Source organism: Gilliamella sp. B2923 (assembly GCF_026536565.1).
Classification (GTDB): Bacteria; Pseudomonadota; Gammaproteobacteria; order Enterobacterales; family Orbaceae; genus Gilliamella.
Genome location: NZ_JAFNNZ010000002.1, coordinates 94,331 through 113,487 on the forward strand (window position 1 = coordinate 94,331; position 19,157 = coordinate 113,487).

17 protein-coding genes and 2 pseudogenes are annotated in these 19,157 nt (G+C 37.9%); 2 read left to right on the forward strand and 17 right to left on the reverse strand.

From position 1 onward, the window contains the following. Window positions 1–3: 3 nt before the first annotated feature. From gorA to ribE, 11 genes and pseudogenes are all read right to left on the reverse strand, one after another. Window positions 4–1,356: a glutathione-disulfide reductase gene (gene gorA / locus J3U42_RS03130; protein WP_267335487.1), complete on the reverse strand. Its 1,353-nt coding sequence runs from the start codon at window positions 1,354–1,356 to the stop codon at window positions 4–6. Between the two features lie 308 nt (window positions 1,357–1,664). Then, complete coding sequence (hldE, locus tag J3U42_RS03135) at window positions 1,665–3,089, reverse strand: bifunctional D-glycero-beta-D-manno-heptose-7-phosphate kinase/D-glycero-beta-D-manno-heptose 1-phosphate adenylyltransferase HldE (protein ID WP_267335488.1); 1,425 nt, start codon at window positions 3,087–3,089, stop codon at window positions 1,665–1,667. A 47-nt stretch (window positions 3,090–3,136) separates the two neighbouring features. Beyond that, window positions 3,137–3,907 carry a twin-arginine translocase subunit TatC gene (gene tatC, locus J3U42_RS03140; protein WP_267335490.1) on the reverse strand — a complete coding sequence of 257 codons (771 nt, stop codon included), beginning with the start codon at window positions 3,905–3,907 and terminating at the stop codon, window positions 3,137–3,139. A gap of 14 nt (window positions 3,908–3,921) precedes the next feature. Beyond that, a pseudogene (gene tatB / locus J3U42_RS03145) lies at window positions 3,922–4,242 on the reverse strand (Sec-independent protein translocase protein TatB); the annotation flags it as partial. A 3-nt stretch (window positions 4,243–4,245) separates the two neighbouring features. Beyond that, window positions 4,246–4,470 (reverse strand): twin-arginine translocase TatA/TatE family subunit, encoded by a 225-nt coding sequence (tatA, locus tag J3U42_RS03150; RefSeq protein WP_370634036.1) that lies wholly within the window; start codon window positions 4,468–4,470, stop codon window positions 4,246–4,248. 103 nt (window positions 4,471–4,573) lie between these two features. After that, window positions 4,574–6,085: pseudogene (ubiB, locus tag J3U42_RS03155) on the reverse strand (ubiquinone biosynthesis regulatory protein kinase UbiB); the annotation flags it as partial. A 14-nt stretch (window positions 6,086–6,099) separates the two neighbouring features. Next, window positions 6,100–6,876, reverse strand: a complete 777-nt coding sequence (gene ubiE / locus J3U42_RS03160; protein WP_220219018.1) for a bifunctional demethylmenaquinone methyltransferase/2-methoxy-6-polyprenyl-1,4-benzoquinol methylase UbiE — start codon at window positions 6,874–6,876, stop codon at window positions 6,100–6,102. Between the two features lie 62 nt (window positions 6,877–6,938). Next, window positions 6,939–7,874 carry a multifunctional transcriptional regulator/nicotinamide-nucleotide adenylyltransferase/ribosylnicotinamide kinase NadR gene (nadR, locus tag J3U42_RS03165; RefSeq protein ID WP_267335495.1) on the reverse strand — a complete coding sequence of 312 codons (936 nt, stop codon included), beginning with the start codon at window positions 7,872–7,874 and terminating at the stop codon, window positions 6,939–6,941. A 127-nt stretch (window positions 7,875–8,001) separates the two neighbouring features. After that, the gene (locus J3U42_RS03170) at window positions 8,002–9,054 is read right to left on the reverse strand and encodes a TrmH family RNA methyltransferase (protein WP_220219016.1); all 1,053 of its coding nucleotides are present in this window, start codon (window positions 9,052–9,054) and stop codon (window positions 8,002–8,004) included. A 21-nt stretch (window positions 9,055–9,075) separates the two neighbouring features. After that, a complete protein-coding gene (gene nusB, locus J3U42_RS03175; protein ID WP_366518656.1) occupies window positions 9,076–9,486 on the reverse strand; it encodes a transcription antitermination factor NusB in 411 nt (136 codons plus the stop codon). A 13-nt stretch (window positions 9,487–9,499) separates the two neighbouring features. Continuing rightward, complete coding sequence (gene ribE / locus J3U42_RS03180) at window positions 9,500–9,970, reverse strand: 6,7-dimethyl-8-ribityllumazine synthase (protein ID WP_294832750.1); 471 nt, start codon at window positions 9,968–9,970, stop codon at window positions 9,500–9,502. Window positions 9,971–10,368: 398 nt separating this feature from the next. On the opposite strand from ribE, the gene lpcA reads away from it, so the two are divergent. Together lpcA and J3U42_RS03190 are read left to right on the forward strand one after the other, a co-directional pair. Continuing rightward, window positions 10,369–10,944, forward strand: a complete 576-nt coding sequence (gene lpcA / locus J3U42_RS03185) for a D-sedoheptulose 7-phosphate isomerase (RefSeq protein ID WP_220219014.1) — start codon at window positions 10,369–10,371, stop codon at window positions 10,942–10,944. A gap of 1 nt (window position 10,945) precedes the next feature. Beyond that, complete coding sequence (locus tag J3U42_RS03190) at window positions 10,946–11,725, forward strand: class II glutamine amidotransferase (RefSeq protein ID WP_267328619.1); 780 nt, start codon at window positions 10,946–10,948, stop codon at window positions 11,723–11,725. On the opposite strand, the gene mdtH is transcribed toward J3U42_RS03190, so the two are convergent. The 6 genes from mdtH to pncB form a co-directional block, all read right to left on the reverse strand. Then, window positions 11,703–12,914, reverse strand: a complete 1,212-nt coding sequence (gene mdtH, locus J3U42_RS03195) for a multidrug efflux MFS transporter MdtH (protein ID WP_267328620.1) — start codon at window positions 12,912–12,914, stop codon at window positions 11,703–11,705. The genes J3U42_RS03190 and mdtH overlap by 23 nt on opposite strands. After that, entirely contained in the window at window positions 12,915–13,373 is a 459-nt protein-coding gene (locus J3U42_RS03200; RefSeq protein WP_220219011.1) for a methylglyoxal synthase, read from the reverse strand. A gap of 136 nt (window positions 13,374–13,509) precedes the next feature. After that, complete coding sequence (locus tag J3U42_RS03205; protein WP_220219010.1) at window positions 13,510–14,649, reverse strand: porin; 1,140 nt, start codon at window positions 14,647–14,649, stop codon at window positions 13,510–13,512. 319 nt (window positions 14,650–14,968) lie between these two features. Then, window positions 14,969–16,075: a porin gene (locus J3U42_RS03210; RefSeq protein ID WP_267328621.1), complete on the reverse strand. Its 1,107-nt coding sequence runs from the start codon at window positions 16,073–16,075 to the stop codon at window positions 14,969–14,971. Window positions 16,076–16,379: 304 nt separating this feature from the next. Continuing rightward, entirely contained in the window at window positions 16,380–17,783 is a 1,404-nt protein-coding gene (gene asnS / locus J3U42_RS03215; protein WP_220219008.1) for an asparagine--tRNA ligase, read from the reverse strand. Between the two features lie 162 nt (window positions 17,784–17,945). Next, on the reverse strand, window positions 17,946–19,139 hold the full coding sequence (gene pncB, locus J3U42_RS03220; protein WP_220219007.1) for a nicotinate phosphoribosyltransferase: 1,194 nt from the start codon (window positions 19,137–19,139) through the stop codon (window positions 17,946–17,948). Window positions 19,140–19,157: the final 18 nt, after the last annotated feature.

The following is a 19,157-nucleotide window of genomic DNA, read 5'->3' on the forward strand; positions in this document are numbered from 1 at the left end:
TTATTAACGCATAGTGACAAACTCTTCAGCAGCAGTTGGATGAATTGCCACAGTATTATCAAAGTCTTTTTTAGTTGCGCCCATTTTAAGTGCGACAGCAAAGCCTTGTAATATCTCATCCATGCCATAACCGATACCATGAATACCGACAATTTTTTCATCTTTACCCACACAAACCAGCTTCATTCGGCAAGGTTGACGATGTGCAGTGACAGCGGTATACATAGCGGTAAAAGTGGATTTATAAACTTTTACATTCTCTTGACCGTATTGAATAATAGCTTGCGGTTCAGTCAATCCAACAGTACCTATAGCCGGATGAGTAAATACCACGGTTGGAATATTAGTGTAATCGAGATATTCATGTTTTTTATTATTAAAAAGTCGTTCCGACAAGCGACGCCCGGCAGCGACGGCAACAGGAGTTAATGCGGTGGCACCGGTATCATCACCAACCGAGTAAATGCCTGCAACATTAGTATTTTGGTACTTATCGACGATAACAAAGCCATTATCATCAACATCAACACCGGCAGCTTCTAGATTCATATCACCAGTGGCTGACTGACGACCAATTGCCCAAATCAAGCAATCAACAGTATAACTTTCACCGTTTTCCAATGTTAGGGTTAATGAATCATCACTATTTTTAGTCACTTGTTTTGGAATAGCAAAGGTATGTAAATGTTGACCTTCAGCGGCAATCACTTCCATTAAAGTTTCAATAATCAGTGGATCAAAACTGCGTAAAGGTGTTGCCTGACGAACAAATTGATGCGTCTGCGCACCTAGCGAATGTAAAACGCTGGCAATTTCACAAGCAATATAACCCGCCCCAACCACGGCCACACGTTTAGGTAAGGCTTTTAAGGCAAAAAATCCATCTGACGTGATACCATATTCAGCGCCGGGGATGTCCGGAATGGTTGGCTTTCCACCGACCGCAATAAGAATATGATCGGCGCTGTATTGTTCACCGTTAACCTCAATTGTGTGTGAGTCAACAAATTTTGCATAGCCATAAATCACATCTACGTTATTATTGGTTAGCACACGGTCATACGATTGGTGTACACGATCGATATAAGCGTTACGGCTTGCTAATAATTTATCCCAACTAAATTGATTAATAGTGGTATCAAAACCATAGTCGGGACCATAATGATTGATTGCTTCGGCAATTTGCGCGCCATACCACATAATTTTTTTCGGAACACAGCCTACATTAACACACGTTCCGCCCAATGATTTTGCTTCAATAATTGCACATTTTTTGCCATATAACGCTGCACGGTTAACCGATGCAATACCGCCACTACCGCCACCGATAGCAATATAATCATAATGTTTGGTCATTATCTATCCTTTAAGCTTACTGATTCAATATGGTTAATAGCTTTGCACAAAGTGGGCAATAAAAAAAGCATTTATTCTAAAATTTAACAATAGTTATTATCTATTGATTATCAAAATAAATAAATAATTATTTAATTAAACAACCGAAGCGCCACTGACTGTTGTTAATCTAAAAAACTGGATAGATGTTTAGCTAAACGATTTGTACATCATGTTGTTAATACAACAGATAGCTAAAGTGGTGAGAATTGACATTGTAAACAAAAAAATGGCCACCTGTTGGTCGCCAATTTTTCCCTAAGAATGGTTTATTGATTTTTTATGGCATTGATAATATTTGTGGTGGAGCAACCATCTTCAAAGTTTAAAACTTCTACCGTTCCACCTGCTTCAATGACCTCTTTACCGCCAGCGATATCTTCCGGCTTATAGTCGCCACCTTTGACCAAAACATCAGGTAAAATATTGCTGATGAGTCGCTGTGGCGTTTGTTCAACAAATGGCACAACCCAATCTACTGATTCAAGTGCGCCTAATACAATCATACGTTGCCTTAACGGATTAATTGGTCGGGATTCACCCTTGAGCTGTTTTACTGATTCATCACTATTTACAGCAACTACTAAGCGATCGCCAAGTTTTCTGGCATTAGCAAGATAAGAGACATGGCCTGCATGCAAGATATCAAAACAACCATTGGTCATCACAATTTTTTCGCCACGTAACCTTGCTTTTCGGACTTCTTCTTTTAACTCATCTTCAGTCATCACCCCAAAACCATTATTTTTACGGGCTCGAATGGCATTTTCTAACTCAATTTGAGAAACGGTTGAAGTTCCTAGTTTACCCACAACCACACCTGCGGCGGCATTGGCTAAAAAGCAGCTTTCTTCTAAAGATTGGCCTGCGGCTAACGCTGTAGCTAATGTAGCAATCACGGTATCGCCTGCTCCGGTCACATCAAAGACTTCTTTGGCATGAGTCGGTAAGTGATAAACCGGCTTATCTAACTGGAGTAGCGTCATGCCTTTTTCGCTACGGGTGACCAGTAATGCTTTGAGATCAAATCGCTTAATTAGCTCATAGCCTTTTTCGATGATCTGCTCTTCATTATGGCAAGTTCCCACCACCGCTTCAAACTCCGACATATTTGGCGTAAGTAGTGTGGCGCCTCGATAACGTTCAAAATCTGTACCTTTAGGATCAACTAAAATAGGCACATTAGCTTGATTAGCCAGTTGAATCATAGCTTGAACAGAAGATAATGCTCCTTTGGCATAATCTGACAGCACCAATACATTATGGCTGGCGAGTGCAGTTTTAATACGTTCGAGCATTGGCGAAGGATCAACATTATCAAAGCCCTCTTCAAAATCAATTCGGATAAGCTGTTGATTGCGAGAAAGCACTCTTAATTTAGTAATCGTTGGATGCGTTGAAACCGAGACAAAGTCACATTGCACATGGTATTGGGTTAATTGTTCATCAAGGATTTTAGCTGGCTCATCAATACCTGTTAAGCCAATGAGCCGCACATGACCGCCAAGCGCTGTGATATTCATCGCCACATTCGCAGCGCCACCCGGGCGCTCTTCGAGCGCATCAATTTTCACAACCGGAACCGGCGCTTCAGGTGAAATACGATTAGTGCCGCCATACCAGTAGCGATCTAGCATAATGTCACCAACAACAAGAATATTGGCAAAATTAAAGTCTGGTAATGATGTTTTCATTATGATGAGTTATCCTTTACTAGTCATTTAAGCTATAACTTAACTATTTATTGATTTTCATTTAAATCTTGTTGGCTTTCATTGTCAAGTTGGCTATTTTTACGTGGTTGGTAAAATCGTGCAAAAAAAGTACCGATTTCAAATAATAAGCAAATTGGTATTGCTAATAAGATTTGTGAAAATACATCCGGTGGTGTAACAAACATCGCAACAGCAAAAACCCCAACAATGATATAGGGGCGTTTTTTTCGTAGGCTTTGGGGATTTGTCACCCCTGTCCAACAAAGTAAAATAATGGCTACCGGTACTTCAAATGCAAATCCGAATACAACAAAAAGCGTCATGACAAAATCAAGATATTTGGTAATATCGGTATTAATTGCCACATCCATTGGTGCGGTATGAATAAAAAAGTAAAATGCCAATGGAAAGACCATAAAATAAGCAAAAGCAATACCGATATAAAATAGAATCGTACTTGAAATAATCAGTGGCATGACTAAGCGTTTTTCATGCTGATAAAGTGCCGGGGCAATAAATCCCCAAACTTGATAAAGCACATACGGAATCGAGACAAATATTGCCACAACCGCAGTTAACTTTATTGGGGTAAAAAAAGGCGCTGCAATGTCAGTTGCAATCATACTACTGCCGGTAGGCAATTGTCTTATCAAAGGATTAGCAACAATATGGTAAATATCATTCGAAAAATAGAGTAAGCAAGCCAGCACGATTAAAATACAGATTATGCAACGTAGTAGCCGTGTCCTGAGTTCAACAAGATGTCCAATTAAAGGTTGAGTTGCGTCGTCTGTCATGATTTATCTTTGTCTGAGTGTTCAATATCTATATGGGTAGCCGAATCAATCTCTTTTTGTAATGATTCGGTCACCCGTTTTAATTCATCAATTGATTCTTGAATTTCAGGGGTAAGGGTTTTTAAACCACTTTGCTCAGCTTTTTTTAAGCTGTCTTGTAACTCTTGTAGTTTCAGCTCTTTGCTTAACTCTAATTGCACGGTTGCAGACATGCGGCGCATAACTTTAATCCAACCAGCGACGGTTTTAATTGCCACAGGTAAGCGCTCAGGCCCAAGCACAACCAGTCCAATAATGAGTACTAATAATAATTGACCAAAGCTTATGTCAAACATAAGTTACTCTTTTTTATTATTGTCATCATCAGTTGAAGTCAGATCTTCAACTTTTGCTGAACTGTCACTTGCCTCTTTTTTGCTATCTTGTTCGTCATCATCATTCATGGCTTTTTTAAAACCTTTAATCGATGCGCCAAGATCTGATCCTAAAGAGCGTAGTTTTTTCGTTCCAAACAATAATACAATAACGGCAATAATTATAAGGAGTTTGGGCATACTTAGCATAATAATGACTATCTCCAAAGGGGTTAAATAAATAAATTATACACTTAAATAATAAGATTCTAAAGTGACCATATTAGCGAAGTATCAATAATGCAACACATAAAGTACTCACAACAGCAATGATACAATATAAATAACGTTGGCTTTTCTTATTGCGTTGTAATTGTTGATTGATGCTGACTAATTGTTGATTAATCTGCTTTGTGATTCGTGATTGATCATTCAATTTTGCCGGTAAATTGGGTAAAATTGCCCGCCATTCCGGCAGTGAAGCCCAAGCTTGTTGTAAGATCTTTTTGGCACTGTATTTATCTTCATACCATTTTTCTAAAAAAGGTTTGGCTGTTTGCCACAAATCCAATTCAGGATATAACTGACGACCTAATCCTTCGATATAAAATAACGTTTTTTCCAGCAACGTTAATTGCGGCTGAATGTCCATTTCAAACTGACGGGCAACTTGAAATAAATCCAATAATATTTGTGAGAACGAAATCTCCACCAGTGGTTTTGCAAAAGCCGGTTCGCACACATTGCGCATCGCCATTTCAAGTGCAGCGGGATCGGTTGTCTCCGGTACCCAGCCCGATGCGATATAAGTTTCAGCAATCTTACGATAATCACGATTAAAAAAGGCCAGAAAATTTTCAGCTAAATAGCGCTGATCTTCTTCAGTTAGAATGCCAACAATGGCACAATCAATACCAATATAGCGAGGGTTTTGCGGATCGGTGATATCAACAAATATATTACCTGGGTGCATATCTGCATGGAAAAAATTATCCCGAAATACTTGTGTAAAAAAGGCTTGAACACCACGCTCGGCGAGTAATTTCATATTAACGTTATTGCGTTTTAGCTCATCAATATTGGCTATCGCAACGCCTCTAACTCGCTGTTCAACTAAAATCGTTTTACGAGATAACTCTTGATAGATGTAAGGAATATAAAGAATATCGCTATTAATAAAGTTTTCACGCAGGCGAATAGTATTATAAGCTTCTTGCTGTAAATCGAGCTCTTTAAGTAACGTTACTTCATAATTATTAACAATTTCAACCGCTCGCAACCTTTCACCAAATTTGATGCGTTTAGTTAGCTGTCTTGCCACCCAATACATCAATCGAATATCGGATTGAATCACGGGCAAAATATTCGGTCGCAACACCTTAATCACTATTTCAGCTTGACTACTTTTTAATGTCGCAGTATGTACCTGCGCAATGGACGCTGAAGCTAATGGAATTTCATCAAAATCGGAAAAATAGGTATCAATCGGCTTACCAAGAGCAGACTCAATGAGTTGTTTCGCTATCTTCCCGTCAAAAGGCGGGACTTGATCTTGCAACTTAGCCAGCGCATCAGCAATATGCTCAGGTAATATGTCACGCCTTGTCGAGATCATCTGCCCGAACTTTATCCAAACCGGACCAAGTTCGTGAAGGGCTTGACGTAAGCGTTCGCCAATTGGTTGATGTTTCGCTTTCGGTCTGACCCAAAATAAGCAGATCAATAAAAATCGCAGCCATTTGGATGACTGATGAGCGGGCAACAACTGATCTAATCGATAAGCCCGAAAAATTGCCAGAATTTTATAAAGTCGAAAAAATGTCATGATGTTTTATCGTATTAAAATTTGAAGCCAATATGTAAAGCGACAATGCCACCGGTCATATTGTGATATTTCACATCAACAAATCCGGCATCTTCCATCATCTTTTTCAACGTTTTTTGATCCGGATGCATTCTAATTGATTCAGCTAAATAGCGATAACTTTCTGAATCATTGGCCACCAATTTGCCCATTAATGGCAGCATGGTAAAAGAATACAAATCATACGCTTTATTTAAGATTTGATATTGAGGTTTGGAAAACTCAAGAATTAATAATCGTCCGCCCGGCTTTAGAACTCGCCACATCGAACGCAAGGCTTTCTCTTTATCGGTAACATTTCGTAAACCAAAAGAAATAGTAATACAATCAAAATAGTTATCGGCAAACGGCAATTGTTCAGCATTTGCTTGCACATATTCAATGTTTTTAAATAAGCCTTTATCACGTAACTTATCACGACCAACTTTTAACATCGATTCATTGATATCGGCAAGCACAACTAAGCCATCATCACCAACTAACTGGGCAAATTTAGCGGTCAAGTCACCGGTTCCACCAGCGAGATCGAGAACTTTTTGACCTTTACGGACACTGCTATACTCAATGGTGTTTTTTTTCCAGATACGATGAATCCCAAATGACATCAAATCATTCATTACATCATATTTATCTGCAACCGAATGAAAAACTTCTGCTACACGTTTGACTTTATCTTGTTTTAAAACTTGGGTATAACCGAAATCGATTTTCTCTTGATTATTATTATCTTGTTTATCAGAAGATTGAGACATAAAAATACACCTATCGTAAAGATTTAGGGTATTTTAGCATAAGCATTAATAAATGTGATGAACTAAATCAATAATGACTCAACCATTTTCGTCACCGTTTCAAAATGCTCTAAAGGTGAGCTATTTGCGGGTAAATCTGACTCATGTATGACTAAATCAAAAGGACAATTGATTTTTAAATCTCTTAACGCATCACTTTGTTTATTAAAAATCTGATAGTAGTTTTTCGCTAAACTATCAAAATCAATCGAGGTAAAGACCAGTTTATTGGCAGTTTCGACCGCTTTCGCCACACGTTCAACATGAAGCATAGCTATTCGCATATAATCATTTTCACTTAAATAACGCTGATGTTGCGGTGTGGTTATTTCGCGTTGAATGTAATTAATATAGCCATTAGAAACATATTGAGTATTGTATATATTGGCAAGCTGAAGGGGTAAATCGTTAAATTTACCTTGTCCGATAATAGCGACTTTTTTAACGAAAAAAGGTTTAGCGGCTTTTGCAATGAAATTCCAATTTTTATAAGGATTTTCACGAATTTTTGTCGCACTAATATTAACAAAATCACGATCGGCATCGACAATCACAACCGGACAGCCAAAATAGTGTTCATGATTTTTAGCATCTTGCGGCTCACTGGTAAACACGACGGTAGGTTCAATTTTGTGCTCAGCTAAAATATGTTTAACACGATCGCTCCAATCTCGCCAGCCATTGGGATAAGATTCAATACCGGCTTCATCTAAAATATGTACATGAATATTGTGACGATCTTTGAAGGTTTCTTGTAACCAAGAAAAGCGATCGTAGACTTGCGGTTGTTTTGGTAATTGGCTTTTTTGAAAAAGGAGTTTATCACGTTCAGCCTCGCAGCCAAGGATAATATGCAATTCATCAACTTGACTCATCGCTTTTTCAATCAGATAGATATGACCACAATGTAAAGGATAAAACTTACCAAAAATTAAACCAACTTTATGTTTCAACACCATAATGATTACCAGAACAGAATAACTAGCTACCAATGTACAGAAAAAATAACCATTTTCTATTCAAATGATGCTATTTAGAAATATTAAATGACAAAAAAGCTAATCCAACTCATCTGCAACATAAACACTACTGATTTTGCAGATGCGATAATACAATCCCTGTAGCAACTGAAATATTGAGTGCAGGCATATTATCATTTCCTTTAAGATGAACAACTACATCAGCACAATTAACTAATTTTAAATTAATTTGCTGGAAAATGACCAAAGCAACTTTTTGATTAAAATGTGCTTTATGTAGCTCAGTTGATGCCATTGATTTAACCTGACACGGTAATAGCGCAACAACTTGATAGCCATGTTGTTTTAATAGATCTAACGAAGCAATAAAATCATCACTTTTGATTGATTCAACCGCTTCAATACCCCCTTCGGCAACCCGCATAGCTGCACCACTATCGAGTAAATTGGTTTGACGTAACATTACACCATTTACATCAAAAAAAGCCGCACTACGAATCAAACCACCTAAGTTATGAGGATTATTCACATCATCAATAGCCAAAAGGCAATCTTGAGTTTTATCACTTTGTTTAGCTAAATAGTCAATTAAACTAAGTGGAACACGTTTTTTTACAATTAAGCACACACCACCGTGATGAGGGGTCTGGGTAATTTTAGTGATTTGCTCAGATGATACAACATCATAGCCCAAACGCTGCTTGACTAACCAATTAATTAAATCTTTAAATTGATAAGTCATCTCTTGAGTAATAAACAGTTTGACTATCGCTAAACGACGATGTTTAAACACCGCTTTACAACTGTTTTCACTATAGACTAAAGACTCTTCTTTACGTTGACGATACTCATCAAACCCAAAAGTCGGAGTCTGCTCATTATTACGAACTTTCTTTTGCCATGGTGAATCATTTAAATCATATTGAGATTGATCGGATCGAGCTTTGTTATCTGGTTTTCTGCCACTAACATTAGGTCGAAACGTTTCAATGCGATCATTAAAATCACGTTTGCTTCTTGAATTAGACTGAAAAGAATCTTCCCTATGCTTATTTCGGCTATTTTTCGATTTCTCTTTAGTCGCAAAAGAGTGTTTTGGATTCTCTTGTTTTTTAGCATAGTAAACAGTGGGTTTATTTTTTTCAGTATTATCGTTCATATTTGTCTCAATATTGTTCAGTTAGCGAGTACGTATAGTGGGTGCAATTTTATCTAAAACACCATTAATAAATTTATGGCTCTCTTGAGCGCCAAACGTTTTGGTTAGATCAATAGCTTCATTAATCACAACTTTATATGGCACATCATGACGTTTCATTAATTCATAAAGTGCAATTCTTAAAATGGCTAACTCGACTTGCCCTAACTCATCAACACTACGTTCGGTCAAATAAGGTGACATTTTTTCATCGAGTTCAGCAGTGTTTTTAGCCACACCACTAAGTAACTCTCTAAAATATTTGGCATCAACGCCTTTCATATCTTGCTCAGCCATAAAACTTGCTTCAACATCAGCAAGATCATTGCGTGAAATTTGCCAAGAGTAAATTGCTTGAACGGCACACTCTCTTGCACGGCGACGAGGATTCACTAACGCCACTAAATTACTCCTTAATTGCTTTAATAATATTTAGCATTTCCAGTGCAGTTAAAGCAGCTTCAGCGCCTTTATTACCGGCTTTAGTGCCTGCACGTTCAATAGCTTGTTCTATACTTTCAGTTGTTAAAATACCAAACCCTACCGGAATTGAAAAATCTAAACTGGCGCTTAATAAGCCAGAACTTGACTCACCGGCAACAAAATCAAAATGCGCAGTACTACCACGAATCACTGTGCCTAAAGCAACAATAGCATCATATTTTTTTGATTGTGCTGCGGCTTTAGCAGCAAGTGGAATTTCATAAGCGCCCGGAACCCAAATTACAGTAATATTTTTATCATCAACTTGCCCGATACGGGTCAATGCATCAACAGCGCCATTAACTAAACTGTCATTAATAAAATGATTAAAACGAGCGACGATTATAGCTACTTTAGCTTTGGGTGCCGCAACTTTACCTTTTACTGTTTGCATATCAATTCCTTATAGATTAATTTTAAATGCTATTTAACTCACAATTATCTAATTACCACTTATTTAACTATTACGGTAAGCGAAAATAATCTTGCTATTTTATCACAATTTAAAGGCTTGTCCTATTAGGATATAACGCTACAACAACGTTTTAATAAATAATTTTTTGAAAATTGATCGATAACATTTAACCAATCAAATCATTTTATTTTTGGAAAAAGAGTAAGGCAAAAATAACAGCTGTTTAACTCTAGGATTTTTCTCAGAAAAATTATGCTTAAACGTAGGTTATTTCTGAAAGTTCTTGACAAGGATAGACATTTTATTTTTTATCGCTTGCAAGCTATTTTGAACGATTTACAATACTAAATAGAATTTCTATTTATGAGGTTATATTAATGTACATTGATAATATTCGTGATGAGTTAAACCAAGCTATTGACGTGTTAGCCAATTTTGTTTCGGATAATAAAAATCTTGAACAAATTCAGCAAGCCGCTATTTTAATTGCTGATAGTTTTAAACAAGGCGGAAAAGTTTTATCGTGCGGAAATGGTGGTTCTCATTGTGATGCAATGCACTTTGCTGAAGAATTAACCGGCCGTTATCGTGATAACCGCCCTGCCTACCCAGCCATTGCCATATCTGATGTTAGCCATATATCGTGCGTAGGTAACGATTTTGGTTTCGATTATATCTTTTCTCGTTACGTTGAAGGTGTTGGGCAAAAGGGCGATGTGCTGTTAGGTATTTCAACTTCCGGTAATTCAACAAATGTACTAAAAGCCATCGAAGCGGCAAAACAAAAAGGCATGAAGATTATCACCTTAACCGGTAAAGATGGTGGAAAAATGAATGGACTGGCTGATGTCGATATTCGTGTACCACACTTTGGCTATGCCGATCGAGTACAAGAAATCCATATCAAAGTTATCCATATTCTTATAATGCTAATTGAAAAAGAGATGGCTTAAAATGTGCGAACTATTGGGTATGAGTGCCAATGTACCAACCGATATCTGTTTTAGCTTTACCAGTTTAATCAAACGTGGTGGCGATAAAGGGCCCCACAAAGATGGTTGGGGCATCACTTTTTATGAAGGAAAAGGCTGCCGGACATTTAAAGATCCGGAGCCATGTAGCTATTCGCCTATCGCTAAAATGGTACAAAACTACCCAATCAAATCCACCGCAGTTATCGCCCATATCCGTCAAGCGAATCGGGGTGGAGTGGCGTTAGAAAACACCCACCCTTTTACTCGACAATTATGGGGGAAAAACTGGACATTTGCTCACAATGGTCAATTAACCGATTATGAAAGTTTAGACAGAGGTATATTTGAACCGGTAGGCATGACCGATAGCGAGTATGCTTTTTGCTATTTGATCAATCAATTACTTAAAAAATATCCGGAAAAACCGACTGATGATATCAAACTTTTTAATGACATTAGACAGTGCGCTGATGAGTTAAATAAGCTAGGGATATTTAACATGTTACTGTCTGACGGACAATATGTTTTTGCGTATTGTTCAACCAATTTACATTGGATCACTCGCCGAGCACCATTTGGTAAAGCAAAATTGATTGATGAAGATGTGGAAATTGATTTTCAAAAACATACCACACCTGATGATGTGGTTACTATCATTTCGACTTTGCCATTAACTTCGAACGAAACATGGCATAAATTAAATACCGGCGATGCGATGCTATTTAAAAATGGTGAGATTATCCAATCTTCCTGGTCTTAATACGTACCATAGGTTGCTCATCTTTAAATAGATATTGTAAATAACCCAAAGTCAGCAAGCCGACAAAGGTTAGGACTATCCATGGAAGATGCGGGAAACCTATCGCCTGCGCAACATCATATAACCAGCCGGCACCGGTATAGCCAATAAATCCGCCTAAAGCTAAGCCTAGTCGGCTAAATCCCATATAGCTTCCTTTCGCTTTCGGATTGGTTAACACTGTTGATAGTGTTTCTCTCGCAGGTTCAGCAATAATTGCCCCTAAATAAAATAGTGCAATAAGAGACAATAAGATAGATAAATGATGCGTAAAGCCAATGATAATAAAGGCAAAAGTCATCAGAAACAGACCAAATTTAAGTCTTTGATCTAATCGAAAATAGCGCTCACTTAATCGCGCCAATGGATAAAGTAACACTAATGATATGCAAGCTTGAATGGCATACATCCATTTGACATAACTAGGACTGCCCGACACATTGGTTATAGTTAAAGGCAACATCAACATGATCTGCACCCAAAGCACATAATAACCGGTCAAGGTCAACACATAACGGGTAAATTTGCGATCTTTGACAACCATTTTCATCCCATTGATAATGGGCGCTTTACCAATCGCGATATGGTAGGCCGGCAAATAGATAACATTAAAAATGCCACATAAGAAAAAGATAAATGCGCCGCACCAACAGACCAGATGAAAATCATAATCGATCAGCAGACCGCCGATTAATGCGCCAATCACCGCACCAGCATTATCTTGTATCATTAGCAAAGAGATAAACTTGCCACGCTCATGCGGTCGAGTAAATTTAATGGTTAATCCCATACGTGGCGGATCAAACAATAAACCGCCAAGTGCCGAGAGCAAGCACGATAGCAGTAATAACCATGGTTCGTTGGCAACTGCCATAGAGATAAAACCAATGGAACGCAAAAACATACCGGTGACGATCATTGGCTTAGCGCCAAATCTATCGGCTATGGCACCGCCAATAATACCAAAGCCTTGTTGTACAAATTGCCGAAATCCTAAAGCAAAACCGACAAATAATGCACTCCAGCCAACTTGACTGACAAAATGAGTCGAAACCAGCGGAAAAACGACATAAAATCCTAATACGATAAATAAATTATCAAATAATAATATTTTTCGACCGGTTTTACGGATTTGCGAAGGAATTGGCATCTATTTGACTCTTTGCGCTAAATAACCTTGATAGTCCGGGATCTCTATTTCGACCTCTTGAGCAAAAATAGATGATTGTATTAAAGCGTTAGCTGTTGCTTGATTAGTCGCCACCGGTATATTCCAGACGGTTGACAGGCGAAGCAACGCCTTAACATCGGGGTCATGCGGAACTGCATTAAGCGGATCCCAAAAAAAGATAAGAATATCGATTTTACCTTCTGCAATTAAAGCGCCTATTTGTTGATCCCCGCCCATTGGTCCACTTAACATAGGGGTAATTTCAAGTCCCGTCTCTTTTTTAATTAAAGTACCGGTAGTGCCGGTGCCACATAAATGGTGATGAGTCAGTTCATGATAATTTTTCTTGCACCATTCAAGCAGTGAATCTTTTAAGTGGTCGTGAGCGACTAAAGCGATACTCTTTTTGGCAGGTAATATACGGGTGGTTAAGCGCATTGATTTTATCCTAATCTATTATTATCTTTGCAATTTTTAACAGAGTATCGACGAAAGTGCAAGAAATATTTGATTAAAATAAAGCCAATAAAAAAGGCACCGAAGTGCCTTTTATTTGATAGCAAATTGCAATCAATTAGAATTGGTAAATTAAACCAAGTGCTACAGTATCTTTTGTTGTAGCTTTGATTTGTGATTTGCTAAATGTGCTGTCATTATATAAAGCACGACGAGCACCGATATCATCTTTATCTAACAAGTTGATTTTATAATCGATAAGAGCTTGTAAGTTTTTGTTGAAGTCATAAGTTAAACCAACATCAACATATTTTGCTAAGTCATTACCTTTAAGACCAGCATCGCTTGAATAACGAGATGCATCGCTTACTTTATGTTGAATATAAGCAACAGAAGGTGTTAAACGACCCACTTCGAAGTCGATACCATATTGTGCAACAAATTCATAACCTTTGGTTTTTAAATCATCAGCATTAGTTGACGCTGATCCATTATCCCAACCATATTTTTGTTTGCCTTGAATATATAATGCAGCTAAGTAAAGGTTATCATTGGCATATTTAACACCAGCAGACCAAGCTTTAGCATCTTTATGACCACCAGTTTGTGCATAACCGGCACCAACTGATAAACCAGTTTCTAACACATCCCAATCAACCACGGCACCCCATGCTTCTGCACTATTGTGGCCATTACGATCGTGTTTATTGAAACGACCAGTTGAACTATTATCACCATTATCCGCATACTGAACAGCAAAACGAAGACCGTCTACTAGACCGAAGAAGTCAGAGTTACGGTAAGTTGCAACCGCTTTAGTACGTGCAGTTAATGCATAAAGATTGTTATCAGAAGCATCACCACCAAACTCAGGTAAAACGTCAGTATAAGAAGTTAAGGTTTTTAACACACCGTCATTACGACCATAATCGAATGAACCAAGGTCACCAAAGTTTAAACCGGCATAAGCATAACGAGTTTCGTTATCTGCATCAGCACCTGTTTTTGCTTCGTATTCCCAACGGCCATAACCACTTAAACTGTCAGTAATTTGAGTTTGACCAGACATACCTAGACGTGCAGTAGTTTTGTCGCCTTCGCCTGTTTGGTTGTTACGATCAGTAATATAGTTTAAGGCATAAACTCGACCATAAAAGTCAACTTTATTACCGTCTTTATTCCACACTTCGATAGAAGCGCCAGCAGTACCTGCAATTAAAAGCGCAGGAATAGCGATTGCTAATAGATTACGTTTCATTTTGTTACCCTCTTAGGTATTTTATTATTGAAGATGCAAATTACTTTGCTCTCGATTTAATAAATAACTGCTAGCTAATAGCAATTATATTATTACTGTGATATCTATTCTTAATATGTAGTATATAGATTTTATTGTACACACTATCTATTTAACAATGATAATTAGATTAATTCTGCGAATTTACGTTTATTTTAATCTTAAATATCAAATTTTTTAAGCATAAAATGTGTTTTTGTTTGAAAAGATTAATAGAAGGCGAAAAAAAAGGCACCGAAGTGCCCTTTTTATTAAGTTTTAAGAATTAAGTCTTAAGCAATTAGAATTGGTAAATTAAACCAACACCTAACACATCTTTAGTACCTGGTTTGTTAGCATATTTGCCACGTTGTACTTTAGTGTTTTCAGCTGCACCAACATCTTTACGATCAAGTAAGTTGAATTTGTATTCAACAATTGCGCTGAAGTTTTTGTTAAGATCATAAGTTGCACCTAAAGATACATATTTAACTAAAGGTGAGCTTGAAGAATGATCGTGGTAACGAGAATGATCGCTGCTTACTTTATGTTGAACATAAGCTAAAGATGGAGTTAAACGACCCACTTCTAAGTCGAAACCATATTGAGCAACTAATTCAAAACCTTTAACTTTAAGATCTTCAGTTCCATCATTATAAGCTACACGATTTTTTAACTTGCTTTGGAAGTAGTTAGCACCTAAATATAAATCGTAGTTTTCATATTTAAGACCAGCAGTCCAAGTGCTGTGACGGTAGTAGCTTGAAGATGATCGAGCATAAGCTGCACCAGCAGTTAGACCAGTGTCAAAAATACGCCATTGAGCGTTAGCACCGTAAGCTTCTCTTGATCCACTATGGATAGCGTCTTTTGTATTTGAGTTATCACCATTGTCTGCATATTGAAGAGCAAAGCTGAAGTCGTCAGATAAACCGAAGAAGTTGTTGTTACGGTATGTAGCAACGGCTTTAGTACGTGCAGATAATACATGCCAGTCGTTGTTAGCTGCGTCACCACCAAATTGTGGTAATACGTCAGTGTAAGCAGTGATTGCTTTAACTACACCGTCATTACGACCATAGTCGAATGAACCTAAATCACCGAAGTTTAAACCAGCAAATGCATAACGAACTTCGTTATGTGAATCTTTACCTGCTTTAGCTTCGTATTCCCAACGGCCATAACCAGTAAGGCTGTCAGTGATTTGAGTTTGGCCAGACATACCTAAACGAGCTGAAGTATCATCACCTTCACCAACTTGTCCGCGATCAGTAATGTTGTTAGCTGCTTTTACTCGACCATAAAAATCAACTTTATTACCGTCTTTGTTCCAAACTTCGATAGATGCATTTGCGCTAGCTGCTACTAAAAGCGCGGGAATAGCGATTGCTAATAGATTACGTTTCATTTCTTACCCTCATGGTTATTTTCTAAAAAGACACGTCCCATAAGTTTAGTGTCAATTTCATTACAATAATTCATCCAAAAATAATAATTTCGATTATTATTTTTATGTACTTTATTCAAGTACTGTAAATTATGTATAAATTTTTTTTAAAATCAAGTGAACTTTTCGTTAAATGCAGTGTCTAAGTCTAAAATATCGACTGTTTGATTACTTTTTCAACTATTTTTACAAATTTTACAAAAATCAAATTACACTACAATAAGTTAGATTAAATAAACCGGCAATTTGCCGGTTTATTTTTACGTTAAAAATGCGCATTACGTGGCGTTCTCGGGAATGGGATCACATCCCTGACATTTTGTACCCCGGTGACATAAACAATCAGTCGCTCAAAACCAAGACCAAAACCAGAATGAGGTACAGTGCCATAACGACGCAAGTCACGATACCACCAATAATCTTCTTTTTTCAGCCCCATTTCATCCATACGTTTATCTAACATGTCTAAACGCTCTTCACGTTGTGAACCGCCAATGATTTCACCGATACCGGGCGCTAACACATCCATTGCGGCCACCGTTTTGCCGTCATCATTCATGCGCATATAAAACGCTTTGATATCTTTCGGATAGTTTTTTACCACTACCGGCGCTTTAAAATGCTGTTCAGCTAAATAACGCTCATGCTCCGACGCTAAATCGATACCCCAACTCACCGGGTTTTCAAATTTCGCCCCACAGTTTTGTAAAATGGTAATTGCATCAGTGTAATCAACTTGAGCAAAATCGGCATTAATGAAGCTTTCAAGACGATTAATTGCCTCTTTATCGATATGCTGAGCAAAAAACTGCATGTCATCAGCGCGTTTTTCAAGCACCGCTTTAAATACATACTTAAGCATATCTTCAGCAAGTTTAGCGTTATCATCAAGATCAGCAAAGGCGACTTCCGGCTCCATCATCCAAAACTCAGCTAAATGGCGGGTTGTGTTGGAATTTTCAGCTCTAAAAGTTGGACCAAAGGTATACACTTTTGACAATGCACAAGCATAAGTTTCAGCATTTAATTGTCCCGATACGGTTAAAAATGCTTCTTTGCCGAAAAAGTCTTTATCAAAATCAACTTTACCGCTATCCGTTTTTGGCAGATTTAACATATCGAGCGTTGACACACGAAACATTTCGCCAGCCCCCTCGGTATCCGATGCGGTAATAATCGGAGTTGAAAGCCAAAAAAAGCCTCGCTCATCAAAGAACTGGTGGATAGCTTGCGCTAAAGTATGACGTACACGAGTAATGGCACCAACAATATTTGTTCTGGCTCGTAAATGGGCAACTTCACGTAAATACTCAATGGAGTGACGTTTTGCCGCCATTGGGTAAGTTTCCGGATCGTCAACAAAACCATAAACTTCAACTTGCGTAGCTTGCAGTTCATATTTTTGACCTTGCCCCGGTGATTCAACCACTTTACCGGTGACTTTGACTGAACAGCCAGCAGTTAGGCGTAAAATATCTTGTTCATAATTTGCCAGATCTTTTTCAATAACAGCTTGGATAGAATCAAAGCATGACCCGTCATAAACAGCTAAAAATGAAATGCCGGCTTTAGAATCACGTCGGGTTCTTACCCAACCTTGTACAGAAATAGTGCTCCCAACAGCAATTTTGCCTTGAAGCACGTCAACAATAGGTGCAACTGAATTCATTTTAATTATCCATCTCTATATTAATTTATCTATTCATCATAATTTAAGTAATCGTGTTTTTGCTAAATGATGTTTCGCAACTTGATTAAGTAAGCACCCAAATAAGTTGATATGCAAAAAACGTAATTACTGATTTTTTTGACATTAACATAACGTTAATTGTCAATGCTTAACCCTAAAAGTACGCTTTAATTCATCGATAAAAGCTTGGTCTTGCGATATGGTTTTACCGGGACTGTCCGATAATTTAGCGACTGACTGACGATTACACTCAGTCAATTTTATAACAATATTTAAGGCTTTAGTATTAACCACTGTCGAGGGAATATCACATGCCAGATGACCGCCGATGCCAAAGGCCAATTTTACTCGCTGATTAAAATGCTGGTAAATTTTCAGCGCTTTATCAAAATTGAGGCTGTCAGAAAAGACTAATAACTTACTTTTAGGATCGATACCCAGCTGCTGGTAATGACTGATCGCCTTTTCACCCCATTGAATCGGATCACCCGAATCATGGCGCAGTCCTTGATAGCGAGAGGCAAAATGCCAATCAAAATCCCGCAAAAACGCATCCATGGTAATACAATCGGTTAAAGCCACCCCTAAATCATTAGGATACTCATCTAGCCACACCTGTAGCGCAGTTTTTTGACAATCTGGTAAAGACGGACTTAAACGCTGATGCGCTTGAAACCATTCATGCGCTTGCGTACCCACCGGCGTCAACCCCAAACGATAAGCCAATAAATAATTACTGGTACTATGAAAATTATCAAAATGGTCTTTTAAATAACCGATAACGGCTTCTTGCACGGCAAATGAATAGCGACGACGTGTACCAAAGTCCATTAAATTAAACCCGGACATATCAATATTTGCCGTTTGCTGGTTAAATATTTCCAGTTTGTCTTTCAATCGATCTATTGCCTCAGCTACACCGATATGAGGCGAACGATCATGGTGGACAATTTCGCTGATAACCGCCAGCAGTGGCACTTCCCATAAGATCACATCTAACCATTTGCCTTCAATTCGGATAACTAACCGGCCATTTTCATTGCGAATAGTTAATAAATCGCTATTAAATCGCCAATTTTTTAACCAATTCAAATAGTCAGCTTGAAAAAAAGAGATGTTGGACAAATAGTTAAACTCATCATCAGTGAGAGTTAATGATTCCATTAATTTAACTTGATGCTTTATTTGATCTGCATAGTGGCCTAATAAATCATCACTACGGCATCGAAATTCAGCAACCACAGTCGCATTCGGATAGTGATGAAAAACAGCTTGTTGCATATGCAATTTATAAGCATCAGTATCAAGTATTGATGTAATTATAGCTGGTAACATGTGAATCTATTATCAGTA